General features: G+C 72.8%; 26 protein-coding genes and 1 riboswitch. Of the genes, 7 read left to right on the top strand and 19 right to left on the bottom strand.

Features of this window, described 5'->3' with window-relative positions; translation table 11 throughout:
• Window positions 1-7: 7 nt before the first annotated feature.
• From BJ958_RS22485 to BJ958_RS29210, 9 genes are all read right to left on the bottom strand, one after another.
• Complete coding sequence (locus tag BJ958_RS22485; RefSeq protein WP_179729052.1) at window positions 8-1,246, bottom strand: NlpC/P60 family protein; 1,239 nt, start codon at window positions 1,244-1,246, stop codon at window positions 8-10.
• A gap of 248 nt (window positions 1,247-1,494) precedes the next feature.
• Entirely contained in the window at window positions 1,495-2,580 is a 1,086-nt protein-coding gene (locus BJ958_RS22480; protein WP_273518539.1) for a phosphatase PAP2 family protein, read from the bottom strand.
• Between the two features lie 10 nt (window positions 2,581-2,590).
• The gene (locus BJ958_RS22475; protein ID WP_179729051.1) at window positions 2,591-3,607 is read right to left on the bottom strand and encodes an ATP-binding cassette domain-containing protein; all 1,017 of its coding nucleotides are present in this window, start codon (window positions 3,605-3,607) and stop codon (window positions 2,591-2,593) included.
• Window positions 3,608-3,614: 7 nt separating this feature from the next.
• Window positions 3,615-5,246: an ABC transporter permease gene (locus tag BJ958_RS22470; RefSeq protein WP_343052768.1), complete on the bottom strand. Its 1,632-nt coding sequence runs from the start codon at window positions 5,244-5,246 to the stop codon at window positions 3,615-3,617.
• Window positions 5,247-5,257: 11 nt separating this feature from the next.
• Window positions 5,258-6,325, bottom strand: coding sequence for a thiamine ABC transporter substrate-binding protein (locus BJ958_RS22465; protein WP_179729050.1), 1,068 nt, complete (start codon window positions 6,323-6,325; stop codon window positions 5,258-5,260).
• Window positions 6,317-6,425, bottom strand: a riboswitch (TPP riboswitch). It overlaps the preceding gene by 9 nt.
• A 7-nt stretch (window positions 6,426-6,432) precedes the next feature.
• Window positions 6,433-7,500 (bottom strand): MBL fold metallo-hydrolase, encoded by a 1,068-nt coding sequence (locus BJ958_RS22460; RefSeq protein WP_179729049.1) that lies wholly within the window; start codon window positions 7,498-7,500, stop codon window positions 6,433-6,435.
• Between the two features lie 9 nt (window positions 7,501-7,509).
• Entirely contained in the window at window positions 7,510-8,334 is an 825-nt protein-coding gene (locus BJ958_RS22455; protein ID WP_179729048.1) for an SDR family oxidoreductase, read from the bottom strand.
• A complete protein-coding gene (locus tag BJ958_RS22450; RefSeq protein ID WP_179729047.1) occupies window positions 8,331-9,458 on the bottom strand; it encodes an NAD(P)H-dependent amine dehydrogenase family protein in 1,128 nt (375 codons plus the stop codon). The genes BJ958_RS22455 and BJ958_RS22450 overlap by 4 nt, the downstream gene beginning before the upstream one ends.
• A gap of 149 nt (window positions 9,459-9,607) precedes the next feature.
• On the bottom strand, window positions 9,608-10,804 hold the full coding sequence (locus BJ958_RS29210; protein WP_343052767.1) for an oxidoreductase: 1,197 nt from the start codon (window positions 10,802-10,804) through the stop codon (window positions 9,608-9,610).
• A 119-nt stretch (window positions 10,805-10,923) separates the two neighbouring features.
• Here BJ958_RS29210 and BJ958_RS22440 point away from each other — a divergent pair, with 119 nt between their 5' ends.
• Complete coding sequence (locus tag BJ958_RS22440) at window positions 10,924-11,811, top strand: oxygenase MpaB family protein (protein WP_179729046.1); 888 nt, start codon at window positions 10,924-10,926, stop codon at window positions 11,809-11,811.
• Between the two features lie 21 nt (window positions 11,812-11,832).
• Here BJ958_RS22440 and BJ958_RS22435 read toward each other — a convergent pair whose 3' ends face one another.
• Genes BJ958_RS22435 through nth form a run of 5 tightly spaced genes read right to left on the bottom strand, consistent with a single transcriptional unit; the run spans window position 11,833 to window position 15,894 of the window.
• Complete coding sequence (locus tag BJ958_RS22435) at window positions 11,833-12,609, bottom strand: enoyl-CoA hydratase/isomerase family protein (RefSeq protein WP_179729045.1); 777 nt, start codon at window positions 12,607-12,609, stop codon at window positions 11,833-11,835.
• A 22-nt stretch (window positions 12,610-12,631) separates the two neighbouring features.
• Window positions 12,632-13,816 (bottom strand): MarP family serine protease, encoded by a 1,185-nt coding sequence (locus tag BJ958_RS22430; protein ID WP_179729044.1) that lies wholly within the window; start codon window positions 13,814-13,816, stop codon window positions 12,632-12,634.
• Between the two features lie 19 nt (window positions 13,817-13,835).
• Window positions 13,836-14,564, bottom strand: a complete 729-nt coding sequence (locus BJ958_RS22425) for an NUDIX domain-containing protein (protein ID WP_273518555.1) — start codon at window positions 14,562-14,564, stop codon at window positions 13,836-13,838.
• Window positions 14,561-15,178, bottom strand: a complete 618-nt coding sequence (locus BJ958_RS22420; RefSeq protein ID WP_179729043.1) for a TlpA family protein disulfide reductase — start codon at window positions 15,176-15,178, stop codon at window positions 14,561-14,563. Before BJ958_RS22420 ends, BJ958_RS22425 begins: the two co-directional genes overlap by 4 nt.
• Entirely contained in the window at window positions 15,178-15,894 is a 717-nt protein-coding gene (nth, locus tag BJ958_RS22415) for an endonuclease III (protein ID WP_179729042.1), read from the bottom strand. Before nth ends, BJ958_RS22420 begins: the two co-directional genes overlap by 1 nt.
• 114 nt (window positions 15,895-16,008) lie before the next feature.
• On the opposite strand from nth, the gene BJ958_RS22410 reads away from it, so the two are divergent.
• Window positions 16,009-16,686 carry a Crp/Fnr family transcriptional regulator gene (locus tag BJ958_RS22410; protein ID WP_141800618.1) on the top strand — a complete coding sequence of 226 codons (678 nt, stop codon included), beginning with the start codon at window positions 16,009-16,011 and terminating at the stop codon, window positions 16,684-16,686.
• Between the two features lie 54 nt (window positions 16,687-16,740).
• Here BJ958_RS22410 and BJ958_RS22405 read toward each other — a convergent pair whose 3' ends face one another.
• From BJ958_RS22405 to sp36, 4 genes are read right to left on the bottom strand one after another with little or no spacing between them, the layout of a single operon-like run.
• Window positions 16,741-17,571 carry an MBL fold metallo-hydrolase gene (locus tag BJ958_RS22405; protein WP_179729041.1) on the bottom strand — a complete coding sequence of 277 codons (831 nt, stop codon included), beginning with the start codon at window positions 17,569-17,571 and terminating at the stop codon, window positions 16,741-16,743.
• A 4-nt stretch (window positions 17,572-17,575) separates the two neighbouring features.
• Complete coding sequence (locus BJ958_RS22400) at window positions 17,576-18,445, bottom strand: NUDIX hydrolase (RefSeq protein ID WP_179729040.1); 870 nt, start codon at window positions 18,443-18,445, stop codon at window positions 17,576-17,578.
• Entirely contained in the window at window positions 18,442-18,918 is a 477-nt protein-coding gene (locus BJ958_RS22395; protein ID WP_179729039.1) for an Atu1372/SO_1960 family protein, read from the bottom strand. The genes BJ958_RS22400 and BJ958_RS22395 overlap by 4 nt, the downstream gene beginning before the upstream one ends.
• A gap of 3 nt (window positions 18,919-18,921) precedes the next feature.
• The gene (sp36, locus tag BJ958_RS22390) at window positions 18,922-19,077 is read right to left on the bottom strand and encodes a Sp36 family protein (protein ID WP_179729038.1); all 156 of its coding nucleotides are present in this window, start codon (window positions 19,075-19,077) and stop codon (window positions 18,922-18,924) included.
• Between the two features lie 65 nt (window positions 19,078-19,142).
• Between sp36 and BJ958_RS22385 the strand changes: the two genes are divergently transcribed.
• Entirely contained in the window at window positions 19,143-19,556 is a 414-nt protein-coding gene (locus BJ958_RS22385) for a hypothetical protein (protein WP_179729037.1), read from the top strand.
• Window positions 19,557-19,580: 24 nt separating this feature from the next.
• On the opposite strand, the gene BJ958_RS22380 is transcribed toward BJ958_RS22385, so the two are convergent.
• Entirely contained in the window at window positions 19,581-19,733 is a 153-nt protein-coding gene (locus tag BJ958_RS22380; RefSeq protein WP_179729036.1) for a hypothetical protein, read from the bottom strand.
• Between the two features lie 95 nt (window positions 19,734-19,828).
• Here BJ958_RS22380 and BJ958_RS29205 point away from each other — a divergent pair, with 95 nt between their 5' ends.
• The 4 genes from BJ958_RS29205 (at window position 19,829) to BJ958_RS22360 (ending at window position 24,863) form a co-directional block, all read left to right on the top strand.
• Window positions 19,829-20,980 carry a DUF7134 domain-containing protein gene (locus tag BJ958_RS29205; protein ID WP_179729035.1) on the top strand — a complete coding sequence of 384 codons (1,152 nt, stop codon included), beginning with the start codon at window positions 19,829-19,831 and terminating at the stop codon, window positions 20,978-20,980.
• On the top strand, window positions 20,977-21,654 hold the full coding sequence (locus BJ958_RS22370; RefSeq protein WP_273518570.1) for a response regulator: 678 nt from the start codon (window positions 20,977-20,979) through the stop codon (window positions 21,652-21,654). The genes BJ958_RS29205 and BJ958_RS22370 overlap by 4 nt, the downstream gene beginning before the upstream one ends.
• Window positions 21,655-21,744: 90 nt before the next feature.
• Entirely contained in the window at window positions 21,745-22,446 is a 702-nt protein-coding gene (locus tag BJ958_RS22365; protein WP_179729034.1) for an ABC transporter ATP-binding protein, read from the top strand.
• On the top strand, window positions 22,446-24,863 hold the full coding sequence (locus BJ958_RS22360; protein WP_179729033.1) for an ABC transporter permease: 2,418 nt from the start codon (window positions 22,446-22,448) through the stop codon (window positions 24,861-24,863). Before BJ958_RS22365 ends, BJ958_RS22360 begins: the two co-directional genes overlap by 1 nt.

The raw sequence follows: 24,863 nt of genomic DNA, 5'->3' as shown, positions 1-24,863 counted from the left end.
GTCCCGGTCAGGGTCGCGCGTAGAGGTCCGGCGTGCGCCAGTAGTCGATCGACTCCAGGCTGACCGGGCGGCCGGTGCGCGGGGCGTGGATGATCTGCCCACCGCCGACGTACAGGGCGACGTGGAAGATCGCGCCCGGGCCGCCGTCGGACCAGAACACGAGGTCGCCGGGCCGGAGCTGGTCGCGGGTGATCGGCGTCGACTGCTCGTACTGCGCCACCGAGTAGTGCGGCAGCGACTTCCCGCCGGCCGCCCATGCCTTCTCGACCAGCCCGGAGCAGTCCCAGGCTGCGGGCCCGGCCGCGCCCCAGCGGTAGGGCTCACCGAGCTGGGCGCGGGCGAACGCGATGGCGGCCTGGGCGCCGTCGGCGGGCGCCGGGTCGGTCGCCGGGGTGGGCGCGTCGCCCTTGCCTCCCTTCGCGGCCTCGGCCTCCTTGGCCTCCTTGGCCTCCTTCGCCGCCTTGGCGTCGGCGGCAGCCTTCGCCGCCGCCTCGGCGTCGACGGCGGCCTGGTGGGCGCGGGCGACCGCGATGCTGACGCCCTGGAGGCGGGCGAGCCGCTTCACGAGTCGCGAACGACGACTCTCGATCCGCGCGGTGACCGTCTCGGCCTCCCGGGCCGCGGCCCGGGCCCGGTCGCGGGCCGTCCTCGCGTCGGCGAGCGCCCGGTCGGCCTCGGCCGACGCCGCGGCGGCCGCGTCGGCGGCCTCGGTGGCGGCGGTCGAGGCGGCGAGGTACTCGTCGCGCCGCTGGTCGAAGAGCGCCTGGACGTGCTCGTTGGCCGAGGTCTGCTCGAGCAGGGCGTCCACGCCGTCGGCGTCGACGATCGCCTCGACCAGGGACAGCTCGAGGCCCATCCCCTGGGCGGTGATCACGGCGTCGCGGAAGGCGTCCTCGTGCTCGGCCAGGGCCTGCGCGGCGGCCGTCGAGTCGGCGATCGCGCGCCGCTCGGCAGCCCGGGCGGTGTGCGCGGCCCAGCGGGCGCCGTTCCACGCCTCGCTCGCCTGCGCCGCCCGGATGGTCGCGCCGTCCAGCTCGGCAGCCGCGTCGGCGAGCCGCTGCTGGATGGCCGCGACGTCATCCTCGGCTGCGCCGGCGCGGTCCTGCGCTGCCTGCACGTCCGCCGCACTCGGTGCACCCGGCACGACCGGCGTCGGCGGGGTCGGGTCCGCCTGCGCGCCGGGGACGCAGACCACCGCCGTCAGGACGAGGGCGGCCAGGCCGGTACCGATGCTCGGGGAACGCACTCGCGTCACCGTAGTGCTCTTTTGTCACATGCGAAACAAAAATCTCAGAAATCTCATGTGGCACCGGCGTGTCGGGTTGACGAACTACATCGATGTAATTCGCGCTGCCGCCGGTGCCAGTTTCACCGGTCGGCCGGTGAAACTGGCACTGGGACGACAAAACTGGCGCTTGGACGACGATGCTTCCTCGGCCAAGCGCGAGTTTCACCGGCCGGCCGGTGAAACTGACTCGACCGCCGCACCGCAGCTCAGTCGACGTTGACGGGCACCTTGGAGGTGGTGGTGGTCGGGTGCGAGTGGCCGCGTTTGTCGAACTTCTGGCCGCTGGCGATGCCGCCGACGTAGAAGGAGACGACCGCGATCGCGATGCCGGCAAGGTCGTCGGCGACGTAGTGCCAGCCGAAGTACAGGGTCGCGACGACCGTGAGGCCGAAGTTCACCCAGAAGACGATCTTGAGGATCTTCGAGCGCAGCGTGTACTGGACCATCAGCGCGAAGAGCAGGGTGATCGCGCAGTGCAGGCTGGCGAAGCCGGCGATGGAGTTCACCGACTCGGTGGCACCGCCGTACAGCACGTTGCCGCGTGCCCTGACGATCGAGTTCATCAGGTCGGTGGTGCCGGTGTGGGCGAGACCGCCGGCGCCGTAGTACTCGGAGGTGTAGGCGATGCCGGGGCCGAGCGTGGGCAGCAGGTAGTAGGAGAGCGTGCCGAGCGACCAGGCCAGGCACTGCGAGGTCACGAACCAGTAGCCGAAGGAGTGGTTGCGCGACCACACCAGCCAGGCGGTGACGGCGAGGGGCACCAGCGGCAGGAACATCAGGTAGATCGGCGAGAGGATCTCGGCGGTGACCGTCTTGCCGAGCAGGCCGTGCAGCACGTCACTGGGGTCGTGGCCGAAGAAGATGACCCGGTCCAGGATGTGCAGCTCACGGTCGTACGACAACGCGCGGACCTCGCCGGGCGCGGCGTTCGGGTCGGAGCGCACGAAGGGCAGGAACGACTTGAGGTTCCGGTAGCTGACGTAGGTCAGGTAGAAGCTGATGACGCCGATCGCGACCAGCGTCGCGCGCTCCTTGGTCCAGTGCGTGCGCAGCCGCTCCCGGACGACGGGGACGACGCGGCTGGGCCGGCCGTGGGCCTTCCACAACGCCAGCGGCAGCAGGTCGAGGAGGAGGGCGCCGAACAGGAGCAGCGGCAGCCGGATGTACGACGGCCCGAGGAAGCTCCCCTCGGGGTCGAGGAGCCGGCGATCGAGCTTCCACGCGGTGAGGACCGCGATACCCAGCATGAGCGCGGCCGTGCCGATGAGAAGGGTGTAGGCGCGGCGGTACACCCGAGGGATCCTACGGTGCACTCCCAGCGGGTTCGGCCGCAGTGCTGGGCAGGACGGCGATTGCGTGCTCTGCGACACGTACGACGACCGGCTGGCCGGGTTGCGCGATCCACCCGGGCACCCCGACCGCGTCCAGCTCGCCGAGCCCGTCGAGGGCCACCACGAGCCGACCGGCGTCGGGCGTCGGGCGGAAGCTGACGACCGTGGCGGGGAGGCCGTCGACGAGGTCGGGGCCGGCCAGCAGGGCGGACGGGCGGAGGGCGACCTGGCCCGAGGGGCGGCCGAGGAGGATCGTGGCGGCCTCGGGGGTGAGGACGCGGGCATACCCGAGGAAGAGGGCCGTGGCGGCGTCGGCCGGGCGCGCCCAGACGTCACCGGTGGCGCCCTCCTGGACGATGCGGCCCTCCCGCATCACCGCCAGCCGGTCGGCGATCGCGAAGGCCTCGTCCTGGTCGTGCGTGACGAGCAGGGCCGTCGTACCGGCCTGGGTGAGGATCTGCCGGAGGTCCGCCGCGAGCCGACCGCGCAGGCCGGCGTCGAGGGCGCTCAGCGGCTCGTCGAGCAGCAGCAGCCGGGGTCTCGCGGCCAGGGAGCGGGCCAGGGCGACGCGTTGCCGCTCGCCGCCGGACAGCGTGCGCGGCAGTCGGTCGGCGTACCCACCGAGGCCGACCAGCTCGAGCAGGTCGTCGACCTCGGCGCGCACGGCGGCGCGGGAGGCGCCCTGCAGGCGGCGGGCGTAGCCGACGTTGCGGGCGACGGTGAGGTGGTCGAAGAGCTGGCCGTCCTGGAACATCAGCGCGAACCCGCGCCGGTGCGTCGGTACGCCGGTGAGGTCGGCGCCGTCCCAGGCGATCCGGCCCGACGACAGCGGCTCGAGGCCGGCGACCGCGCGCAGCAGCGTCGACTTCCCACAGCCGGACGGCCCGAGGACCGCGAGCACGTGGCCGTCCTCGACGCCCAGGTCCACGGCGTCGACCGCCACGGTCGCGTCGAAGGCGACACTCACTCCCTGCAGCTCCAGGCTCACCACGGACTCACCACGATCCCACTCCCGGCACACGCAGCCGCTCGACGACGAGGATGACACCGGCGGTCACGGCGGCGAGCACCACCGACGCGGCCATGGCGGTGCCGTAGTTCAGGGCGCCCGGGTGCCCGAGCAAGCGGTAGATCACGACCGGCAGGGTCGGCTCCGCGGGGCGCACGATGAACGAGGTCGCGCCGAACTCCCCCAGCGACACCGCGAAGGCGAAGCCCGCCGCGGCCAGCAGGGGCCGCCACACGACGGCCAGGTCGACCGTCTGCAGGGTCCGCAGCGGACCGGCGCCGAGCGAGGCCGCGGCCTGGCGCTGGCGGTCGTCGATGCCGGCGAGCACCGGCACGAGCGTCCGTACGACGAGGGGCAGCGCAACAAGCGCTTGGGCGATCGGCACCAGCAGCGGGCTGGCGCGCAGGTCGAGCGGCGGCTGGTCGAGGGCGATCAGGAAGCCGAAGCCGAGCGTGACCGCCGAGACGCCGAGCGGCAGCATGAAGAAGCCGTCGAGGATCGTCCGCGCCCGCCGTCCCGCTCTGCTGCGGACCTTCCGCGTCACCACGAACGCCACGACGAGCCCCAGGGACAGCGACATCCAGGTCGCGTCGACCGCGATCCGCAGGCTCGCCAGCAGCGCGTGGGTGACCGGCACCTGCAGCAGGCCGTCGGCGGAGCCGCCGAGCGCGCGGTAGGAGTCGAGGGTCCAGCGGCCCTCACGTCGTACCGAACCGATGACCAGCGCCACGACCGGCAGTGCCACGAGCGCAAGGGTGAGCGCCGTGACGACGAGCGCCGGCAGGTCGTGCGGGCGGGGGCGGGTGGGCGCGGCGGCGACCCGGCGCAGGGTGGGGTCGGGTACGGCGCGCAGCCGGCCGACCACGACGAGCAGCGCCACGACCGCCAGCATCTGCACGAGCGAGAGCGCGGCAGCGGCCGGCAGGTCGAGCAGGTCGGCGGTGAGCAGGTAGATCTCGGTCTCGACCGAGGAGTACCGCACGCCGCCGAGCACCAGCACCACCCCGAACGCGGTCGCGCAGAACAGGAAGACCACGCTGGCCGCGGAGACGATCGCCGGGCGCAGCGCGGGCAGGGTGACGGTGCGGAACACGGCGAGGGGCGTGGCACCGAGCGCGGCCGCAGCCTCGGCCGGCCGGCGGTCGAGGCCCTCCCAGGCGACGCCGACGGTGCGGATCACGACCGCCACGTTGAAGAAGACCAGGCCGATCAGGATCGCGGCCGGGGTGCCGTCGAGGTCGAGGAAGCCGAGCGGCCCCGACGACGAGATCAGCTCACGCACCGCGAGGCCGACGACCACGGTGGGCAGCACGAACGGGACGAGGAGCGCCGTGCGGACCAGGGCACGGCCGGGGAAGCGCAGCCGGTGCAGGACGTACGCCGCCGGCAGGCCGAGCAGCACCGCGCACGCGGTCGCGACCGTGCTGGTCCACACGGTGAACCACAGCACCCGGCCGGTGCGCGGGCGGCGCAGCACGTCGAGCACGGCGCCCGGGTCGAACGAGCCGTCCGGCCACACCCCGCGGTGGAGCATCGCCCCGACCGGCAGCACGAAGAAGACGGCGACGACGGCGACCGGGACCGCGGCGAGCAGTCCCAGCGCCAGTCGTCGGGTCACCGTCGCACCACCTATCGCGACACGATCTCCGTCCACTGCTCCAGCCACGCCTTGCGCTTCTCGGTGATCTCGGCCGGCGCGACCTGCTCGGTGGTCGCGGGCCGCTTCGCGAACTTCGCCCAGTCGGCGGGCAGCTCGACGGAGGCGTCGACCGGGAAGACGTACATCGACTCGGGCAGCGCGGCCTGGACCTCGGGCGAGAGCAGCCAGTCGATCACCGCGTGCGCGCCGGCGGTGTTGGTCGTGTCGCCGTGCAGCACGCCGGCGTACTCCACCTGCTCGAAGCAGCCGTCCAGCAGCGCGCTGGTCGTGGTCCGGTCGCCCGCCTTGGTCAGCGTGAACGCCGGCGAGGAGTCGTAGGACACGACGATCGGACGGTCTCCGCCGGAGAAGGTGAAGTCGGTGAAGTACGCGTCGGACCAGCCCTTCACGACCTTGGCGCCGTTGTCGACGAGCTCGGTCCAGTACGACGGCCAGCCGTCGCCGTACCTGGCTATCGTGGCCAGCAGGAAGGCCAGGCCGGGCGAGCTGGTGCTGGCGCCCGGGATCACGAAGAGATCCTTGTAGGCGGGCTTCGTCAGGTCGTCGAGGGTGGTCGGCGCCGGGATTCCCTTGGCCCGGAACCACGCGTCGTCGACGTTGACGCAGACGTTGCCGGTGTCGATCGGCGTGAGCGCGTGGTCGTCGTCGCCGTCGAGCTCGTGGGCGGCGGCGCCCTCCGGCAGGGTCGGCGCGTACGACGCGAACACGCCCTCGTCGACCGCACGCGTCGCGAAGGTGTTGTCGACGCCGAAGACGACGTCGCCGACCGGCTCGTCCTTGGTCAGCACCAGCTCGTTGGTCAATGCGCCCGCGTCCTCGAGCTTGCTGATCCTCAGGTCGTAGCCGGTGTCCTTCTCGAACGCCTTGACCAGCTCGTCGGGGATCGCGAACGACTCGTGGGTCACCAGCGTGACCGTCTTGTCGTCCGCCTTCTCGTGGTCGCTCTCGCTGCTGACCAGCGAGCAGCCGCTTGCGAGCAGGACCGTGGTGGAGAGGGCCACCAGGCTGAGGCGGCCGGTGAGCATGCGCGTACGCATCGGATGACTCCCTTCGCCGGTGCTAACCGGATCAGGTTCGGAGGGTCTGCGGCCCGCGCCGCACTCTCAGCACCCGGATGGTGCTCCCCTGTCGGACGCCTCCGATTCTAGGACGCCGTGTAGACCACGCCGTCCGGCAGGTCCACCGCGCTGGCCTGGCCCCGGGCGACGAGCAGGTCGAGGTGCGCCTTGGTCTCCATCGCGGCCATGCCCTGGCTGAACACGTCGAGCTCGCCGAACGCCCGCTCGTGCCGGGTCCAGCCGAGGTCCTTGGCCACGACGAGGGAGGTGGCGGAGCCGCGCTCCTTCAGGGACGCCAGGCACAGGTCGAGGCGGTCCTCGTGGTGGGCGAGGAGCTCGTCGACGCGCTGGTACGACGACGGAGCGACCGGGCCGTGCGCAGGCAGGATGCGCAGGTCGGGGAGCTCGCGCACCCGGGCGAGGGAGGCCATGAACTGGCCGAGGGGCTGGTCCGCGGGCGGGACGGTGAACCCGATCGACGGGGTGATCGTGGGGAGCACGTGGTCGCCGGAGAAGAGGACTCCCTCGGCCTGGTCGGCGAAGACGTAGTGGCCAGGGGTGTGGCCGGGGGTGTGCACGGCGTCGAGACGGCGACGGCCGACGTCGAAGCTGCGGTCGCCCTCGAGCCAGGTGTCGGGGAACGCCCAGTCGACGGGCTTCGGCAGCTCCCCGGGACCGGCCGCCCACAGCTGGGCGATCTCCTCCGCGCCGGCGGTGCGCAGCACCGCGAGGAAGGGGCTCTCGTCGAGCCCGTCGCGCCCGGCCCGGTGCAGGAGCTCGAGCGCCGGCTGCTCCTCGCGACCGAGGGCCACGTCGGCGCCGTACTCGTGCCCGAGGACGGTGGCCAGCGTGAAGTGGTCGCGGTGCACGTGGGTGACCAGGAACCGCTTGATGTCGCCGAAGCCCGAGCCGATCGAGCGCAGCGAGGTGTCGAGCAGCTCCCGGGCGACCGGGATCGACCAGCCGCCGTCGATCAGGGTGAGCCCGTCGTCGCCCTGGACGACGTACACGTTGATCGCCTTGAGCGCGTCCATCGGCAGCGGCAGCGGGATCCGGTGGATGCCCTCGGCGACCTCCCAGGCGCCCTCGTCGGCCCAGTGCCGACCCGAGTCGGGCGAGACGGCGTGTCCGGTGGCGATCCCTCCAGTGCTCATGAACGCACTCTAGGTGGCGTTCACATCCGGTCGCAGATCGGGTAGCCGGAGGTCGAGGTTCGGCTCCTGGATGCCGCCGTCGACCTCCAGCAGCTTGCCGGTGACGTACTTCCCGGCGGGCGAGGCGAGGTAGACCACCGCGGCGGCGATGTCCTCGGCCTCGCCGATCCTGCCGAGCGGCGTCGCCTCCTCGAGCTGGGTCTTCATCTCCGGCACCCCGGCCACGAACTCCAGCGCGCTGGTCATCACCGAGCCGACGAAGACGCCGTTGACCCGGATCTCCGGGTTGAGGTCGGTGGCGGCCAGCCGTGACCAGTGCGCGAGCGCCGCCTTGGCGGTGCCGTAGGCGAGGTACCCGCGCCCGGCCAGCCGGCCCATCGCCGAGGAGATCGAGGTGATCGACTTCTGCCGGCCCTCGCCCGCCGACCTCAGCATGAGCGGTACGGCGGCCCGGCTGAGCGCGTGCGCGGTGGCGACGTTGAAGTGGAAGGCCTCCTCCAGGTAGGCCACGTCGGTGTCGAGGAAGGCGTTCGGGATGGTGCCGCCGACGTTGTTCACGACGACGTCGAGCCGACCGAACTCGTCGAAGGCCGCATCGGCGAGCGCGGCGACCTCGTCGGTGTGCGCGAGGTTGGCCGGTACGACGAGCGCGCGGCGCCCGGCGTCCTCGATCCGGACCGCGACCTCCTTGAGCTGGGCCTCGGTGCGCGAGGAGATGACGACGTCCGCGCCGGCCTCGGCGAGGGCGATCGCGGTGGCCGCGCCGATGCCGCGGCCGGCGCCGGTGACGACGGCGACGTGGTCGGTGAGGCGGAACCGGTCGAGGATGCTCATCGCTCCCCCTCGGTGCCCGTGCCGGCGACCAGGCCACGGCCGGTGACCAGCGGGAGGTCGAGCGCGGTGACCAGCCCCGGCTTCGCGGCGACGACGGCGGGGATCGCGTTGATCAGCCGCTGCGCGGTGACGATCATCCCGGAGACGTTGTGGTCGCCGTGCTCGCCGTGGTGGGTGAACTCGAGCTTCATGCAGGGCTCGCCGGTGATCTCGATCCGGTAGCAGCCGTCGCCCTCGGCGGGAGTGGGCCACTCGGGGACCTGGTCGGGCGCCGTACGCGTGACGTGCTCGAGGGTGACCCGCGGGACTCCGTCGACGGTGCCGATGACGCGGAAGCGGACGGCCCCCATGGTGCCTTCCGCCACGTCCAGCGACACGGTCTTCGTGTCCCGCTCGGCCGGGCGCCGGTCGACCTCCTCGACGAGCGGCTCGTCGAGCCTCACGCCCAGTCCCTCCGCGATCAGGCGCACCACCGGACCCCAGGCGGTGGTGAGGATCCCCGGCTCCCACAGCAGCGGCTTGGTGTCCGCGCCGTCGAGCGGCTGTCCGAAGCCGAACAGGTCGCGCATCACCACAGGCTGGTAGTACGTCGAGTAGTCGGCGATCTCGCTGACCACGACGTGGTCGATGCGCTGCGACAGCGAGGTCAGCACCAGCGGCAGCACGTCGTTGGCGAAGCCGGGGTCGATGCCGTTGACGTGCAGGCTGGCGTTGCCCTGCCGGCCGGCCTCGTCGATGGCCTCGATCATCTCGTCGGGAAGCGTGCCGGTGCGGTGCAGCAGGATGACCGGCCCCGACGAGACGACGTTGACACCGTCGCGGACCAGCTCGGTCAGGTCGGCGATCGACTCGAACACCCGGTCGTCGGTCATCGCGCCGTGCACGACGCAGTCGGGCCGGAGCGCGACCAGCTCGTCGCGGTCGGTGGTCGCCCTGATGCCGAGCTCGCGGTCGAGCCCGGCGAGCAGACCGGCGTCCTGGCCGTGCTTCTCGGGCGTCGAGGTCCACACCCCGACCAGCTCGAGGTCGGGATGGGCGTCGACGCCGACGATCGCGTGCCGCCCGATCGTCCCCGTGGACCAGACGACGACCCGCAGCGGCTTCTCCGGGATGACCTGTGACATGCGGGTCAATCTAGAACGAGTTCTAGTTTTGCGGAAGGGGTGCGCTGTCAGTTTCACCGGCCGGCCGGTGAAACTGGCGCTGGGACGAGGAAGCATCCTCGTCCCAGCGCCAGTTTTCTCGTCCCACCTCGAGTTACGTCAACCGACGCTCAGCGCGGGACGGGGATGACCTCGTCCGGCGCCCACTCGGGGCAGCGGGTGCCCGAGTAGATGGTCGGCATGCAGCGGTTGCAGTGGATGCAGGTCCCGCCGGCCGCCGTACCCGCGCGGAGCCTGTCGACCAGGTCCGGCTCGCGCAGCAGCGCCCGGCCCATCACGACGAAGTCGAAGCCGTCGGCCATCGCCTGCTGCATCGTCTCGAGCCGGTTGATGCCGCCGAGCAGCATGAGCGGCATCGCGACGGCGGAGCGGATCTCCAGCGCCTTGGGGCGGAAGTACGCCTCCTCGAAGGCGTAGCGCTTCATGAACCCGCGGCCCACCGGCGTCTTCATCCCCCACTTCACGAGCGGCGGCATGGTCTCGGCGAACTCCGCGACCGGGGCGTCGCCGCGGAAGAGGTACATCGGGTTCATCAGCGACGAGCCGCCCGACAGCTGCAGCGCGTCGAGGTGCCCGTCCGCCTCGAGCAGCTGGGCGAGCTCGATGCTCATCGCGGTCGTCACGCCGCCCGAGAAGCCGTCGGAGACGGAGACCTTGGCGCTCACCGCGACGGCGTCGCCGACCTCCTCGCGTACGACGCGCGCGACCTGCCGCGCGAGCCGGGCCCGTCGCTCGAGCGGGCCGCCCCAGCGGTCGCGGCGACGGTTGAGGCCGGGAGCGAGGAAGGACGAGATCAGGTACGAGTGCGCCATGTGCAGCTCGAGCACGTCGAAGCCGGCGCGGACGAGGGTGCGAGCCGTGTCGACGTACGCGCGGGTGACGCGGGTCAGGTCCTTCTCGGAGGCCGAGCGGATCATCTGCATCGACAGCGGGCTCGGCATCCGGCTGGCCGCGATCGCCGGCACGCCGTTGGAGCGACCGTTGGCGACCGGGCCGGCGTGGCCCACCTGGCCCGCGATGGCGGCGCCGGTGGCGTGGATCTCGTCGGCCAGCCGGGACAGGCCCGGCAGGGTGCGCTCCCCCACGACGATCTGCTCGCGGTGGGTGCGGCCGTCGGGCGCGACGGCCAGGTAGGCGACGGTCGTCAGTCCGACACCTCCGGCAGCCGGGGCGCGATGGTAGGCGATCAGCTCGTCGGTGACGACACCGTGCGGCGTGCGCCCCTCGAAGGTGGCCGCCTTGACCGTGCGGTTGCGCAGCCGGACCGGGCCCAGGTCGACGGGCGCGAAGACGTCGGGGATGCTCACGCGGCGCACTCTAGCCGCGAACTGAAACACGTTCTAGAAAGTCGCGCACCGGAAAAGCGAGAGAAAAGTGAGAACTCGTCATCTATTGCGGGCCCGACGACCGTCCTAGGCTCCGGAGCATGGCCAAGACGCTGTGGCGGGACCGGAACGAGTCGCTCGACCCGGAGACGGACTACGTCGAGATCTACCAGAACCTGGCGCTCTACGAGTTCACCTGGGACCTCACCCAGGCACTGAGCTTCGCGCTGTTCCGGACCTACGCCGTGCCGAGCATCGGCCGGCTCCTCGACGAGACCGGCGCGTTCACGGGCGCCGTCCAGAAGCGGTACGACGACACGGCGCTGCTCCTCGAGGCGCCGTTCGTCCACGGCTTCGACTCCGAGGCCGGCCGGACCGCGATGCGGCGGATCAACCAGATGCACCGCATGTACGACATCTCCAACGACGACTTCCGCTACGTGCTGTCGACCTTCGTCGTGGTCCCCAAGCGCTGGCTCGACGACTACGGCTGGCGCGCGCTCACCGACACCGAGCTGCGCGCGAGCGTCAACTACTACCGCGCGCTCGGGCGGCACATGGGGATCAAGGACATCCCGGAGACCTACGACGCGTTCATGCACCTGATGGACGACTACGAGCGCACGCACTTCGACTTCGACGCGGGCGGGCGACGGGTCGCCGACTCCACGCTGCACCTGCTCACGACCTTCTACCCGCGCCCGCTGCGCAAGCCGGTCGAGCTGTTCAGCCGCGCGCTGATGGACCAGCCGCTGCTCGACGCGTTCGCCTACACCGACCCCGGCCCGGTGGTCCGCCGGCTCAGTGTCGGTGCGATGCGGGCCCGGGCCCGGCTGCTGCGCTGGACGCCGTCGAACCGGGTGCCGACGTACACGGCCGACCTGCCGCGGATCAAGAGCTACCCCGACGGGTTCCAGCTCTCCGACCTCGGCACCTTCCCGGTGCCCGGCGTCGGCGGGTGCCCCGTGCGGCACGACGCATCGGCCTGACCCGCGGGCCCGGCCGGGGCGTCACCCGTTGAACTTGGGCGCCCGCTTCTCCACGAACGCGGCCACACCCTCACGCCCGTCGGGGCTCTCGGCGAGGGTGCGGATCGACAGGGACTCCTTGCGCAGCGCGGTCTCCGGCGTCGGCGCGGCGACCTCGCGCAGCAGCCGCTTGGCGGCGGCGTTCGCGGTGGCGGAGCCGGCGGCGAGGCCGTCGACGACCTGGTCGACGGTGGCGGCGAGCTCGTCAGCGGGTACGACGCGCGCGACCAGGCCGGCGTCGTACGCGTCCTGGGCGGTGAGCAGGTCGCCGAGCAGGGCCAGGCGCAGCGCGCGGTGCAGGCCGAGGCTGTGGACGAGCAGCGAGCTGCCGCCGTCGGGCGAGAGACCGACCTTGGTGTAGGCGAGGCTGAACTTCGCGCCGTCGGCGGCGATCACGACGTCGGCCGCGGCGGCGAGAGGGAAGCCGGCGCCCGCGGCCGTGCCCTGGACGGCGCTGACGACGATGGCGTCGGAGCGGACCAGCTCGCTGACGACGCGGTGCAGCGCCTCGGCGAGGTCGTCGATGAATCCGGCCACGTCGTCGGCGCCGGCGAAGGCGCCGAGGTCTCCCCCGACGGAGAAGAACCGGCCCTCGGCAGCGAGCACGACGACGCGCGCGCCGTCGCGCGCCGCGGACCGGACCGCGTCGTGCAGCTGGGCGACCGAGCCGTGATGGATCGGGTTGCCACGCTCGCCGTCGGCGAGGGTGATCCGGGCGACGCCGTCGGCGTACTCGTAGCGCACGAAGGTCTCGGTCATGCGCCCAACTATGGCCTAGTGGCTACGAGGCGCAGTCGCCGGTGTCGACCTCGCCGTCGTCGGTGCCGGGGGCGGTGCCGGCCCGGGCGCTGGACTGCACCTGCTGGGCGGTCAGCGCGTAGCCGGTCTCCGGGTCGGTCACCGAGGCGGCGAAGACGACGCCGGCGACCTTGCCCTGCGGCGTGACGATCGGGCCGCCGGAGTTGCCGGGGCGGACCAGGCCACGCAGGGAGTAGACCTCGCGGACCACGGTGCCGTTGCCGTAGATGTCGGGCGAGCGGAGGTTCTGCATCGCCCGGACGCGGCCGGTCTGGACGTCGAACGGGCCGTCCTGCGGGTAGCCGACGATCGCGACCGGATCCTCGGCGCCGACGGTGGTGTCGAACCTGAGCACCGGTGCGTCGTCGGTCTCCAGCGCCAGGACGGCGATGTCGAGCTCGCGGTCGTAGAGCACGACCCGGGCGAGCTCGGTGCCGCCGCCGATGCTGACCTCGGGGTCGTCGACGCCGGCCACGACGTGGGCGTTGGTCATCACGCGGTCGGGCGCGAAGACGAAGCCGGTGCCCTCGACGCCGCGACCGCAGTCGTTGGCGCCACGGATCTTGACCACGCTGGACCGGGTCGCCTTGACCTGCTCGGTGCCCGGCAGGTCGGCCGGCCCGGGCGCCACCTCGACGATCCGCTCGGGGGCGAACGGCTCGAGGTAGCGGGGGAAGAAGCCGGTGCCGACGACGTTGTTGAAGGCCTGCAGCGCGTTGGGCGCCGACTCCGGCAGCACCTCGTTGACCTTCGAGAGCACGACCGAGCTGCGCACCATCGAGGTGACCGAGCCGATCCGGGTGCCGGAGATCGCGACGCCCAGCGCCCAGGCGACGAGCAGGACGGCGAGCCCGCTGAGCAGCGCGCCGCCGATGGCGTCGAGCGCCCGCGCGGGCTGCCAGGTGATCCGCTCCCGGACCCGGGCACCGGCGTACTGCAGCACGGCCTGGCCCAGCGAGGCGCACAGGATCACGATGAACAGCGCACCGAGCGAGACCGCCAGGGACGGCTCGAGGCTGCTGAGGACGAGGGGCGCGAGCAGGATCCCGCCGAGGCCGCCCGAGAGCAGGCCGATCGTCGCGAAGGCGCCGGTGATGAAGCCCTGCCAGTAGCCGGACAGGGCGTACGCCGCAACGAGGACGACGAGCAGCCAGTCGAGGACGTTCACGCGGGGCTCACTCGGCGGCTCACTCGTTGGGCTCCAAGATGTCCATGCCGTCCCCCGCGTCCTCGTCGGCAGCTGCCGCGGCGGCCGTCCGGCGGACGTGCTCGGCGAGCATGTAGTCCGGGAGATCATGCACCGGCGGGTCCGTCACTGGTGGGAGCCACCCGAGGAAGTCGAAGAACCGGGTCAGGATCCCGCCCGTGAACCCCCACAGGATGACGTCCTTGTCGGGACCGATCAGGAAGCCGGGGCCCATCCAGCCGCCGGGGTGGCGGACCTGGATCCGGTGCTCGGGGGCGAAGAGCTCCTCGAGCGTCACGCGGTGGATCGCGTGCACCTCCTCCGGCGAGGCGACCCGGATCGGAGCCGGGTCGCGCCACCAGCCGAGGACCGGCGTGACCGCGAAGTTGGACGGCGGCAACCACAGCTCCGGCAGCGTGCCGAAGACCTCGACCCCTGCCGGGTCGACCCCGATCTCCTCGTCCGCCTCGCGCAACGCGGCCTCGACCACGCTCTCGCCGGGGTCGATGCTGCCGCCCGGGAAGGAGACCTGGCCCGGGTGGGAGCGCATGTCGTGGGCCCGCTCGGTGAGCAGCACGTCGTGGTCGCCGAACAGCATGAGCACGGCGCCGCGGCGTACGGGCCTGTCCTTCGGCGGCAGGAACGCGGTCAGGTCGCTGCCCTGGATGGCGCGTGCGCCGGCAGCGACCGGGTGCAGCCAGTCGGGCAGGTCGGCGGGCAGGTCGCTCACTTCGCCGCCTTCGTGACGTCGATGCCGAGCTCCTCGCGGACCAGGGCGACCACCTCGTCGGCGGTGGTGACCCCGCCGACGTGGGGGCGGGAGACGGTGCCGTCGGCGGACACGAACAGGAAGAAGGGCAGGCCCTTGCCGAGCTCGGCGTCGGTCTTCTGCAGGTCGCCGCACGCGTCGGCCAGCGACGGGTAGGTGACACCGCTCTGCCTGGCCAGGTCGATCGCGGCGCCGGGGTAGGTGTCGAGGTAGTTGACGCCGATCACCCGGACCTGGTCGCCGTGCGCGGCGTAGAAGTCCTGCAGCGCAGGCATCTCCTTGCGGCACGGACCGCAGTTGGACGCCCAGAAGTTGAGGATCGCCGGGCCCTTGATCGCGTCCAGCCGCACGCTGCCCTTCTCGCCGAGGCAGTCGAGGTCGACCGACGGCAGCCCGGCGTCGGTGCCCGTCGCAGGGATCGTCCGGCAGCTGGCGATGCCCGCGGCCTCCCGGTCCCCGACGACGTCCTTGGCGGCGACGTCGACCTTGCACGCGAAGCTGGGCGCGACGCTGTCGCAGCCGGTGAGGAGGACCCCGGCGGCCAGGAGGGCCACCGCGGCGGCGCGCAGACGCATCAGTTGGGACCCTCGGTGCGGACCAGCTTCTCGGCCTCGACCGGGTCCGTCGGGCCGGTGCCGTACGACGGGCACCACCGCGCGACGGGGCAGGCACCGCACGCGGGCTTCTTGGCGTGGCAGCGGCGCCGCCCGTGCCAGATCAGGTGGTGCGACAGCATCGTCCAGTCCCGCTTGGGGAACAGCGCGCCGACGGCGTGCTCGACCTTCACCGGGTCGGTTTCGTCGGTGAAGCCGAGGCGCCGGGCCAGCCGCCCGAAGTGGGTGTCGACGGTGATGCCGGGGACGTCGAAGGCGTTGCCGAGGACCACGTTGGCGGTCTTGCGGCCCACACCGGGCAGGGTGACGAGGTCGTCGAGCCTCGCCGGCACCTGGCCGTCGTACTTCTCCACGAGGGCGGCGCTCAGCTTGAGCAGCGACTCGGTCTTGGCCCGGAAGAAGCCCAGCGGTCCGACGATCTGCTCGAGGTGGGCCCGGTCGGCCGCGGCCATCGACGCCGGGTCGGGGTAGGCGGCGAACAGCGTGGGGCGCACCGCGTTGACGCGCTTGTCGGTGGTCTGGGCGGACAGCACGGTGACCACGAGGCACTCGAAGGGGTTGTCGAAGTCGAGCTCGGCCTTCGCGTCCGGGTAGGTCTCCCCCAGCACCCGGTCGATCTTCCGCGCCCGCCTCACGAGCTGGGTCGACGTCTCCTCGGTGGTGTCGATCGGCCGCACGGACGCCACCCTACGGTGTGGGTACGACAGTCCCGTCCTGCGCGTCGTGTTAGGTGTGACATGCCGCACTGGCTAGGATGCCGCCGACCGGGTTTTACGTTCTTTGGAGGAAGCGTGGACAACGACGTACTCCGTCAGGCGCCACTGTTCAGTGCCCTCGACGACGAGGCGATGGCAGGGCTGCGCACGTCGCTGGCCACGACCCGGCTGCGCCGTGGTGAGGTGCTGTTCCACGAGGGCGACAGCGGCGACAAGCTGTACGTCGTCCTCGAGGGCAAGGTGAAGCTCGGCCGCACCTCCTCCGACGGGCGCGAGAACCTGCTCGCGATCATGGGCCCCGGCCAGATGTTCGGCGAGCTGTCGCTCTTCGACCCGGGTCCGCGCTCGGCGACCGTCACCTGCGTGACCGACGCGGAGTTCGCGTCGCTGTCGCACGAGGACCTGCTGCGCTGGCTCGAGGGTCGCCCCACCGTGGCCCGCGGGCTGCTCGCCCAGCTGGCCGCCCGGCTGCGCAAGGCCAACGACGTCGTCGCGGACCTCGTGTTCTCCGACGTGCCCGGCCGCGTCGCCAAGGCGCTGCTCGATCTCGCCGACCGCTTCGGCCGCACCGCGGACGACGGCGTCCACGTGCACCACGACCTCACCCAGGAGGAGCTCGCCCAGCTGGTCGGCGCCTCCCGCGAGACGGTCAACAAGGCGCTCGCCGACTTCGCGTCGCGCGGCTGGCTGCGCCTGGAGCCCCGTTCGGTCGTCATCCTCGACATGGAGCGGATGTCGCGCCGCGCGCGCTGACGCCTCGACGCACCGACGCCCCTCCACGCCACCGGCGTGGAGGGGCGTCGTCGTTCAGCGCCGCGCGAGGTATGCCAGCTGGGCGCGCACGGACCACTCCGCCGCGCCCCAGAGCGACTCGTCGACGTCGGCGTACACGACCTCGACGACCTGTCGTGGCAGCGTCGGGTCCTCGGCGACGTCCGCGGGGAGCTGCGCCGGCGACAGGCAGAGGCGCTGGAGCGCCTGCTCGACCTGGGCGAGGCGCTCGCGGCGGTGCACGACGTAGTGGTCGAGGACCCCGGCGGCGTCCGGGAGCACCGGGCCGTGGGCGGGCCACAGCGACCGCACCCGACCGGACGTGACGAGGGAGCGCATCCGGGCGATCGAGTCGAAGTACGAGCCGAGGTCGCCGTCGGGGTGGACGATCACCGTCGTGCCACGACCGAGCACCATGTCGCCGGTCAGCAGCGCACCGTCGGCGTCGACGACCAGTGAGATCGAGTCGGTGGTGTGGCCGGGGGTCGTGATGACCTCGACGTCGAGGCCCCCGACCGAGAGCACCTCGCCGTCGGCCAGGGGCTCCGAACGCCAGCACTGCGCCGGATCGAGCCCGCGCACGCCGCAGCCCATCCGCTCGGCGAACGCGCGGGCGGCCTCGGTGTGGTCGAGGTGGTGGTGGGTGACCACGACCGCCTCGACCTCGCCGGCGACCTCCGCGACGGCGTCGAGGTGCTCGTCGTGCAGCGGGCCCGGGTCGACGACGATCGAGCGGGCGGAGCCGGGCTCGCGCAGCACCCACGTGTTGGTGCCGTCGAGGGTCATGATGCCGGGGTTGGGGGCCAGCACGCAGCGGCCTCGGTCGCCGTGCTCGCCGCCGGTCCAGGACTGGGCTTCCACCGTCATCGACTCAGCTCCGGCGCGCCGCCAGCAGGGGCCGCAGCAGCTCGGGGATCGACAGCGTGAACCCGTCGCCGAGCGGCTCCACCTCGGGCATGAACATCTCCACGCTGCGCTCGGCGCTGGCCGCGATCACGGCGTCGACGGTGCCCATGGCCCCGATCTCCATGCAGGTGAGGTACGTCGGCGGCAGCATCGCCATCTCGCCGGCCTCGGTCTGCGCGACCGCCTCGTCGGCAGCCAGCCAGACGACCTCGGAGGACTCGGAGGAGACGTCGCGGGTGACCTGCCCCTCGGGCAGCTGGGCGACGAAGAACCACGTGCGGTAGCGCTTCGGCTCGAAGACCGGCGTGAGCCACCCGCTCCAGATGCCGAGCAGGTCGGTGCGCAGCACCAGTCCGCGGCGGTCCAGGAAGTCGGTCATCGCCAGCTCGCGCGACTCCAGCGCGACCCGATCAGCCTCCCAGTCCTCGCCGGTGGTGTCGGCGACGACGGAGCCGGCGGACGCGCCGGCCAGCAGGACACCGGACTCCTCGAAGGTCTCGCGGACCGCGGCGCAGACGAGCGCGCGGGCGACGTCCTCGCTCGTGCCGAGCCGGGCCGCCCACTCGGCGGGCTGGGGTCCGGCCCAGGCGACCGTGTGGTCGTAGTCGCGCGGGTCCACCCCGCCGCCGGGGAACACGCACATGCCGCCGGCGAAGTCCATCGTGGTCTGCCGGCGCAGCAGGTAGACCTCCGGGCGCCCCTGCGCGTCCGGGCGCTGCAGGACGACGGTCGCAGCATCGCGCGGCTGCGCGGCCTCGCGCCGCCCGTCGCCGTACTGCGCCGCGAGGTCCGCGACGTGCGCCGGCAACGGGATCGGCGGGAGGGGGATCCTCACAGGGCCGCCATGATCTCGGCGACGACCTCGACCTCGACCGGCGAGTCCAGCGGCAGCACGGGTACGCCGACCGCGGAGCGGGCGTGGATGCCGGCATCGCCGAAGACGTCGCCGAACAGGTCGGAGGCGCCGTTGGCGACCCCCGGCTGGCCGGTGAAGTCCGGCGCCGAGGCGACGAAGGCGACGACCTTGACGATCCGCACGTTGGCGAGGTCGCCCGCCACGGAGCGGATCGCGGCGATCGCATTCAGCGCGCACTGGCGGGCGCACTGGTAGGCCTCGTCCGGGCTCACCGTGTCGCCGACCTTGCCGGTCTCCATCAACGCGCCATCGCGCATCGGCAGCTGGCCGGCGGTGTAGACGTGGTCGCCGCTGCGGACGGCGGGGACGTACGCCGCCACCGGCGGAACGACCGCGGGAACCGTCAGGCCGAGCTCGGCCAGGCGCTCCTCGGGGGTGCTGTGCGCGGCCACGGCTCAGCCCTCGACCGGGCGCTTGAAGTAGGCGATGTCGTTGCCGCCCTGGCCCGGGATCAGGGTGACGAGCTCCCAGCCGTCCTGGCCGAAGTTGTTGAGGATCTGCGCCGCGACGTGGTTGAGGACGGGCGCCACCTGGTACTCCCACTTGGTCATGGACTGACCTTACTCAGACGGCATGGTCGTGTGGCGCGGGTCACAGGGTGTGCGACGATGCCGCGGTGAGCCTCGACAACGCCGTGTGGATGCTGACCGCGCTCGCCGCGGTGGTCGTGCTCCTGACCAGGATGCGGCTCTCCTCGGAGCACGCCCAGTCCGGCCACGCCGTCGTACCCCTCACGGTCGTCAACGCCCACACCCTGATCGGGGTGGTCGCGCTGGCGGTGTGGATCTACTACCTCACCTCTCCCAGCGGCGGCATCGGCGCGCTCGCACTGGTCGCCTGGTGGCTCGAGGTGCTGGTCGGGATCCTGATCCTGGCGCGGTGGTTCGCGCGCCCGGGCAAGCACGCCGCCGACACCACCGGCGACAGCTGGGCGGAAGGGCCGTCGCTGTCGATCCTCGGGCACGTCGGGATGCTGCTCGGCATCGCCTTCTTCACCTGGGTGGTCCTGGCCGACAAGATCGCCGGCTGAGCCCCGCCGAGCCCGCTGAGCCGGTCAGCCGTAGCGGTTCACGACCCAGAGCAGCTCGCGGTAGGTGTCGTCCTCCTCCGGCGGCGCCGGGTCGACGTCCTGCGAGGTGCGCAGCGTGTCCGGGTCGATCGGCGGGGGCAGGTGCTTGTAGCGCTCCAGCCGGGACTGCTCGGCCATGGCAACTCCTTCCGACATCTCCGATGGTACGTCGGCCGTGACGGATCCACCCGTGGTCTGACGTCCGGGCCTCCCGGCCCGTCTACGGTGGCCCGGTGCATCGGCAACCCTGGCGCCTCGGGCCGCGCGGCGAGCGGTGGTTCGACCTCGGGCTGACCGGGTTCCTGCTGCTGCCGGTGGTGCCGTACCTGCTTCTCGTCGACGCCGTCGACGGCGTGCTGATGGTCCTGCAGATCACCCCGCTCCTCGCCCGGCGCCGCCACCCCGTCGCGGTCTTCGCCCTCGTCGCCGGCGCGACGGCCGTGCAGCCGCTGGTCAACGACACCCCGTTGTGGAGCCAGTTCGCGTTCCCGGTCGCCCTCTACTCCGTCGCCCGCTACGCCGGCCCGCGCTGGGCTGCTGCCGCGCTCGGCACCGGTCTGGTCGGCGCCGCCATCGCCGCCGTCGACTGGCTGCGCGGCTTCGGCGCGAACCTGCTCACCCCCGAGAACGTCGCGGCGTACTCGGTCACGATCGGCCTGTTCGTCGTCGTCGCCTGGACGCTGGGCACGCTCGCCCGCACCCGTCAGGCGTACGTCGACGCGCTGGTCGAGCGCGGCGAGCGGCTCGAGCGCGAGGCGGCCCAGCAGGCAGCGTTGGCCGCGATGGAGGAGCGGCACCGGATCGCCCGCGAGATGCACGACGTCGTGGCGCACGGGCTGACCACGATCGTCGTGCAGGCCGACGGCGCCCGCGCTGCCGCTGCGCACGACCCGAGCGTGACCGGTCCGGCCCTCGCCACCATCGCCAGCACCGGGCGGGAGGCGATCGCCGAGCTGCGCCGGATGCTCGGCCTGCTGCGTGCGGAGGAGGCAACCACCGTCCCCCAGCCCCGGCTCGCCGACCTGCCGGCACTGCTGGACGAGGCGCGCGCCGCGGGCACCTCGGTCGACGGGCACGTGCCGGCCGGCCTGCCGGCCGTGTCGGACGGGGTGGCGCTGACGACGTACCGGATCGTGCAGGAGGCGCTGAGCAACGTCCGCAAGCACGCGGGGCCGGGTGCCGCTGCCCGCGTCGGGGTGCGGGTCGAGGACGGTGTCGTGGCGGTCGAGGTGGCCGACGACGGTCGTGGCGCGGCAGCACCGGACGACGGCCGCGGACTCGGCCTGGCCGGAATGCGCGAGCGGGTCGACGCCCACGGCGGCACCTTGACGGCCGGGCCGGTGCCGGGCGGCGGTTTCCGCGTGTGCGCGAGGATCCCCCTGTGACCGATGCTGGGAGCGAGCCGATCCGGGTGTTCCTCGTCGACGACCAGGACCTGGTCCGCGCCGGGTTCCGGATGCTCATCGACAGCCAACCCGACCTGACGGTCGTCGGCGAGGCCGGCGACGGCGGCCAGGCGCTGGAGCGGCTCTCGGTGACGCGCTGCGACGTCGTCCTCATGGACGTGCGGATGCCGCGCCTCGACGGTGTCGAGGCCACCCGACGCCTGGCCCAGTGGCCCGAGGCGCCCCAGGTGATCGTGCTGACCACCTTCGACCTCGACGAGTACGCCTTCGCCGCGATCCGCGCCGGCGCAGCGGCGTTCCTGCTCAAGGACGCCACCCCCGACACCCTCCTCGACGCCATCCGCACCGTCCACGCCGGCGACTCCGTCGTCGCCCCCAGCACCACCCGCCGCCTGCTCGACCACTTCGCCGGCGCCCTGCCCGACCCGTCGTCCACGGCCCCCGACGACCGGCTCGACGCCCTCACCGAGCGCGAGCGCGAGACCCTCGTCCTCGTCGGCCGGGGCCTCTCCAACGCCGAGATCGCCGCCGACTTCGTGGTCTCCGAAGCCACCGTGAAGACGCACGTCGGACGGCTGCTCGCCAAGACCGGCTCCCGGGACCGCGTGCAGCTGGTCGTGCTGGCGTACGAGACGGGACTGGTCGGCTCCTGACCGGTCGCACCCGAGGTCCACCCGTCGTCGTACACAGGATCAGCCCGTGGCCTGACGATCCGCCCGCCGATCCCGGCGAGGCTCGGTGCCATGACCTCCCTGCTCGCCGCCAGCGCTCGCGGCCTCACCAAGTCCTTCGGCCGCGGCGACACCCTCGTCCACGCCCTGCGCGGCGTCGACCTCGACCTCCCCGCGGGCCGGTTCACCGCGATCATGGGGCCCTCCGGGTCCGGCAAGTCCACGCTGATGCACTGCCTGGCCGGCCTGGACCAGCCGACGGGCGGCACCGTCACCGTCGCGGGCCAGCCCCTGGAGAACCTCGGCGACGACGCACTGACCCGGTTCCGCCGCGACCACGTGGGGTTCGTCTTCCAGGCGTTCAACCTGCTGCCGATGCTGAGCGCCGAGCAGAACATCTGGCTGCCGACCGAGCTCGCCGGTCGCGACCGCAGCAGCGAGGCGCAGCAGCGGTTCGCCGCCATCGTCGAGACCCTCGACCTCACCGAGCGACTCGGGCACCGGCCCTCGGAGCTGTCGGGTGGTCAGCAGCAGCGGGTCGCCATCGCGCGGGCGCTGCTGGCAGGGCCGGCGATCGTGTTCGCCGACGAGCCCACCGGCAACCTCGACAGCACCAGCTCGGCCGAGGTCCTCTCGCTGCTGCGCCAGTCCGTGCGCGAGCTCGGCCAGACCGTGGTGATGGTGACCCACGAGATCGAGGCGGCGCAGTACGCCGACGAGGTCGTCGTGCTCGCCGACGGCCGGATCACCGAGCGCCGCGAGGTCGCGGCCTGATGCGCACCGTGATCCTGGCGTCGCTGCGCACGCACACGCGCCGGTACGGCGCCGCGCTGCTCGCCGTCGTCATCGGCTCGGCGTTCATCGTGGTCACCGCCGCCCTGTCGTCGTCGATGCGGGCGGGCCTGACCGCCGGTCTCGCGGAGCCGTACGACGGCGCCACGGCCGTCGTCGACAGCCCCTCGGCCGCGGACGCAGGCACCCTCCTCGACGCCGCGCAGCAGGACGGCGCCGACGCGTGGCTGATCGGCTGGACGATGCAGCAGGTGGCCCTCGCCGGGAAGGTGATCGACACCGACACCGACATCGGCCAGCTCCCCGACCGACCCGACCGTCGTTGGCAGGACCTCGTCGCCGGCCGGTTCCCGGGCGGACCGGGCGAGGCCGTGGTCGACACGAACACCGCCAAGGTCGAGAAGGTCGCGGTCGGCGACCGGCTGCGGATCGGCACCGGAGCCAGCGCGCTCGACGTCACCGTGGTCGGGCTCGTCGACTCGCCGTCGACCTACGCCTATGCCTCGGTCTACGTGCTGTGGTCGGACCTCGCCCGGTGGCAGGACCAGCTGTTCGTGACCAGCCTCGCCTGGGCAGGTCCCGATGCAGCGTCGAGGATCGGCGCCGCCGTGGCGGACGCGGACGTCGAGTCCGTCGACGACTACGTCCAGGACCTCCAGCAGCAGGTCAACAACGGCGTCGACGTCGTCCAAGTGGTCGTGCTGCTGTTCGGCGCGATCGCCCTCGTGGTGGGGATCCTGGTCATCAACAACACCTTCACGATCCTGTTCGCCCAGCGCACGCGCGACTTCGCGCTGCTGCGCTGCGTCGGCGCGACCCGTCGTCAGGTGCTGCGCTCGGTCCGGCTCGAGTCGCTCGCGCTCGGGGTCCTCGCCGCCGTCATCGGCGTCCTGTCCGGGCTCGGCGTCGGCCACGGCCTGGTGGCGCTGGTCCGCGCGCAGTGGCCGCAGACCCGGCTCGGCGCACCCCACGTGAGCGCGGCCTGGCTCGCGGGGGCCGCCGCCGTGGCCGTCCTCGTCACCCTCGTGGCGGCCTGGTTGCCGACCCGCCGCGCCGTCCAGGTCAGCCCGCTCGCCGCCCTGCGCCCCGACGACAGCACCCGGGTCCGCACCCGCAGCGGCCGGATCCGGCTCACCCTCGGCGTCCTCGCCCTTGCCGCCGGTGCTCTCGGCCTGGCGGCGGCGGTCGCCACCGCCGACGTCGGCACCCTCGCGGCCGGCGGCATCCCGGTGTTCGCCGGCGTGCTGCTCCTCGGGCCGGTCCTGGTGCCCGCCCTGATCCGCGCGGCCGGGCCGCTCACGCACCGGCTGCTCGGACCGGCCGGACGCCTGGCCGCCGGCAACGCCGTGCGCAACCCGCGCCGGACCGCCGCCACGGCGGCCTCGCTGCTCGTCGGCGTCACCCTGACGACGGCGGTGCTCACGGGCATGGCGAGCTCCCGCAGCGCCCTCGCCGCCGACATGGACGAGCAGCACCCGATCGACCTGGCCGTCACCGGTGCCGCTCCGCTGCCCGGCGACACCCAGGCCAGGCTGCGGGCGATCGACGGGATCGCCGCCGCCGTACCCGTCCCCGGTGCGCTCGCCCGGATCGGCGACCTCGACCCGCTCCCCCTGCTGCCCGCGACGACCGCGGGCGCCGCGGAGGTGCTGCACGGCGACCTCCCGACGCCCGGGCCGCGGCAGGTCCTGGTCCCCTGGGACCTGATCGGCGACGGCGTCGAGGTCGGCGACGTCGTCCGGGTCACCGTCGGCGACAGGAGCCGGGACCTCCGGGTCGCCGGTGGCGAGGGCTGGGGCGAGGCCGCCCTGGTCCGCCGTACGACGCTCGCGAAGCTCGCCCCCGATGCCGGGACCCAGGCGGTGTGGCTGCGCGCCGCCGAGGACGCCGACCCCGAGGACCTGGCCGGCTCGGTCGAGGCCGTCGCCTCTCCACTCGACGCCGGCGTGGAGAACGGCCTGGCCAGGCGGGCGTACGTCGACACCCAGCTCGACGTGCTCACCGGTGGTGTCCTCGGCCTGCTCGCCATCGCCGTGCTCATCGCCCTGGTCGGCATCGGCAACACCCTCGGCCTGTCGGTGCTGGAGCGCGGCCGCGAGCACGCACTGTTGCGGGCGCTCGGCCTCACCCGTCGCCAGGTACGCCGGATGCTGGCCGCCGAGGCGGTGCTGCTGTCCGTCGTGGCGACCCTGATCGGCACCGCGCTGGGCGTGCTGTTCGCCTGGACCGGCGTCCGGGCGCTCGTGCAGCCCGCCGTCGACGGCGCGAGCCTGGTGCTGCCGTGGGGGCAGCTCGCGGCCGTGGTGACGACCTCCGCCCTGGCCGGCCTCGTCGCCGCGGTCCTGCCCTCGCGCAAGGCGTCCCGGGTCACGCCGGCCGCCGGGCTCTCGCTGGACTGA

It is taken from the genome of Nocardioides kongjuensis, from assembly GCF_013409625.1.
In the GTDB taxonomy this organism is placed as follows: Bacteria; Actinomycetota; Actinomycetes; order Propionibacteriales; family Nocardioidaceae; genus Nocardioides; species Nocardioides kongjuensis.
This window is presented reverse-complemented; position numbering and strand designations above follow the sequence as displayed.

What these genes read in the sequence shown, in the direction of transcription:
- BJ958_RS22405 (WP_179729041.1), bottom strand. Translation starts at nt 17,571, where the DNA reads ATGACGGTGGAAGCCCAGTCCTGGACCGGCGGCGAGCACGGCGACCGA.
- BJ958_RS22435 (WP_179729045.1), bottom strand. Translation starts at nt 12,609, where the DNA reads ATGACCGAGACCTTCGTGCGCTACGAGTACGCCGACGGCGTCGCCCGG.
- BJ958_RS22465 (WP_179729050.1), bottom strand. Translation starts at nt 6,325, where the DNA reads ATGCGTACGCGCATGCTCACCGGCCGCCTCAGCCTGGTGGCCCTCTCC.
- BJ958_RS22450 (WP_179729047.1), bottom strand. Translation starts at nt 9,458, where the DNA reads ATGTCACAGGTCATCCCGGAGAAGCCGCTGCGGGTCGTCGTCTGGTCC.
- BJ958_RS22360 (WP_179729033.1), top strand. Translation starts at nt 22,446, where the DNA reads ATGCGCACCGTGATCCTGGCGTCGCTGCGCACGCACACGCGCCGGTAC.
- BJ958_RS22420 (WP_179729043.1), bottom strand. Translation starts at nt 15,178, where the DNA reads ATGCGTCTGCGCGCCGCCGCGGTGGCCCTCCTGGCCGCCGGGGTCCTC.
- BJ958_RS22380 (WP_179729036.1), bottom strand. Translation starts at nt 19,733, where the DNA reads ATGGCCGAGCAGTCCCGGCTGGAGCGCTACAAGCACCTGCCCCCGCCG.
- BJ958_RS22365 (WP_179729034.1), top strand. Translation starts at nt 21,745, where the DNA reads ATGACCTCCCTGCTCGCCGCCAGCGCTCGCGGCCTCACCAAGTCCTTC.
- BJ958_RS22460 (WP_179729049.1), bottom strand. Translation starts at nt 7,500, where the DNA reads ATGAGCACTGGAGGGATCGCCACCGGACACGCCGTCTCGCCCGACTCG.
- BJ958_RS22440 (WP_179729046.1), top strand. Translation starts at nt 10,924, where the DNA reads ATGGCCAAGACGCTGTGGCGGGACCGGAACGAGTCGCTCGACCCGGAG.
- BJ958_RS22455 (WP_179729048.1), bottom strand. Translation starts at nt 8,334, where the DNA reads ATGAGCATCCTCGACCGGTTCCGCCTCACCGACCACGTCGCCGTCGTC.
- sp36 (WP_179729038.1), bottom strand. Translation starts at nt 19,077, where the DNA reads ATGACCAAGTGGGAGTACCAGGTGGCGCCCGTCCTCAACCACGTCGCG.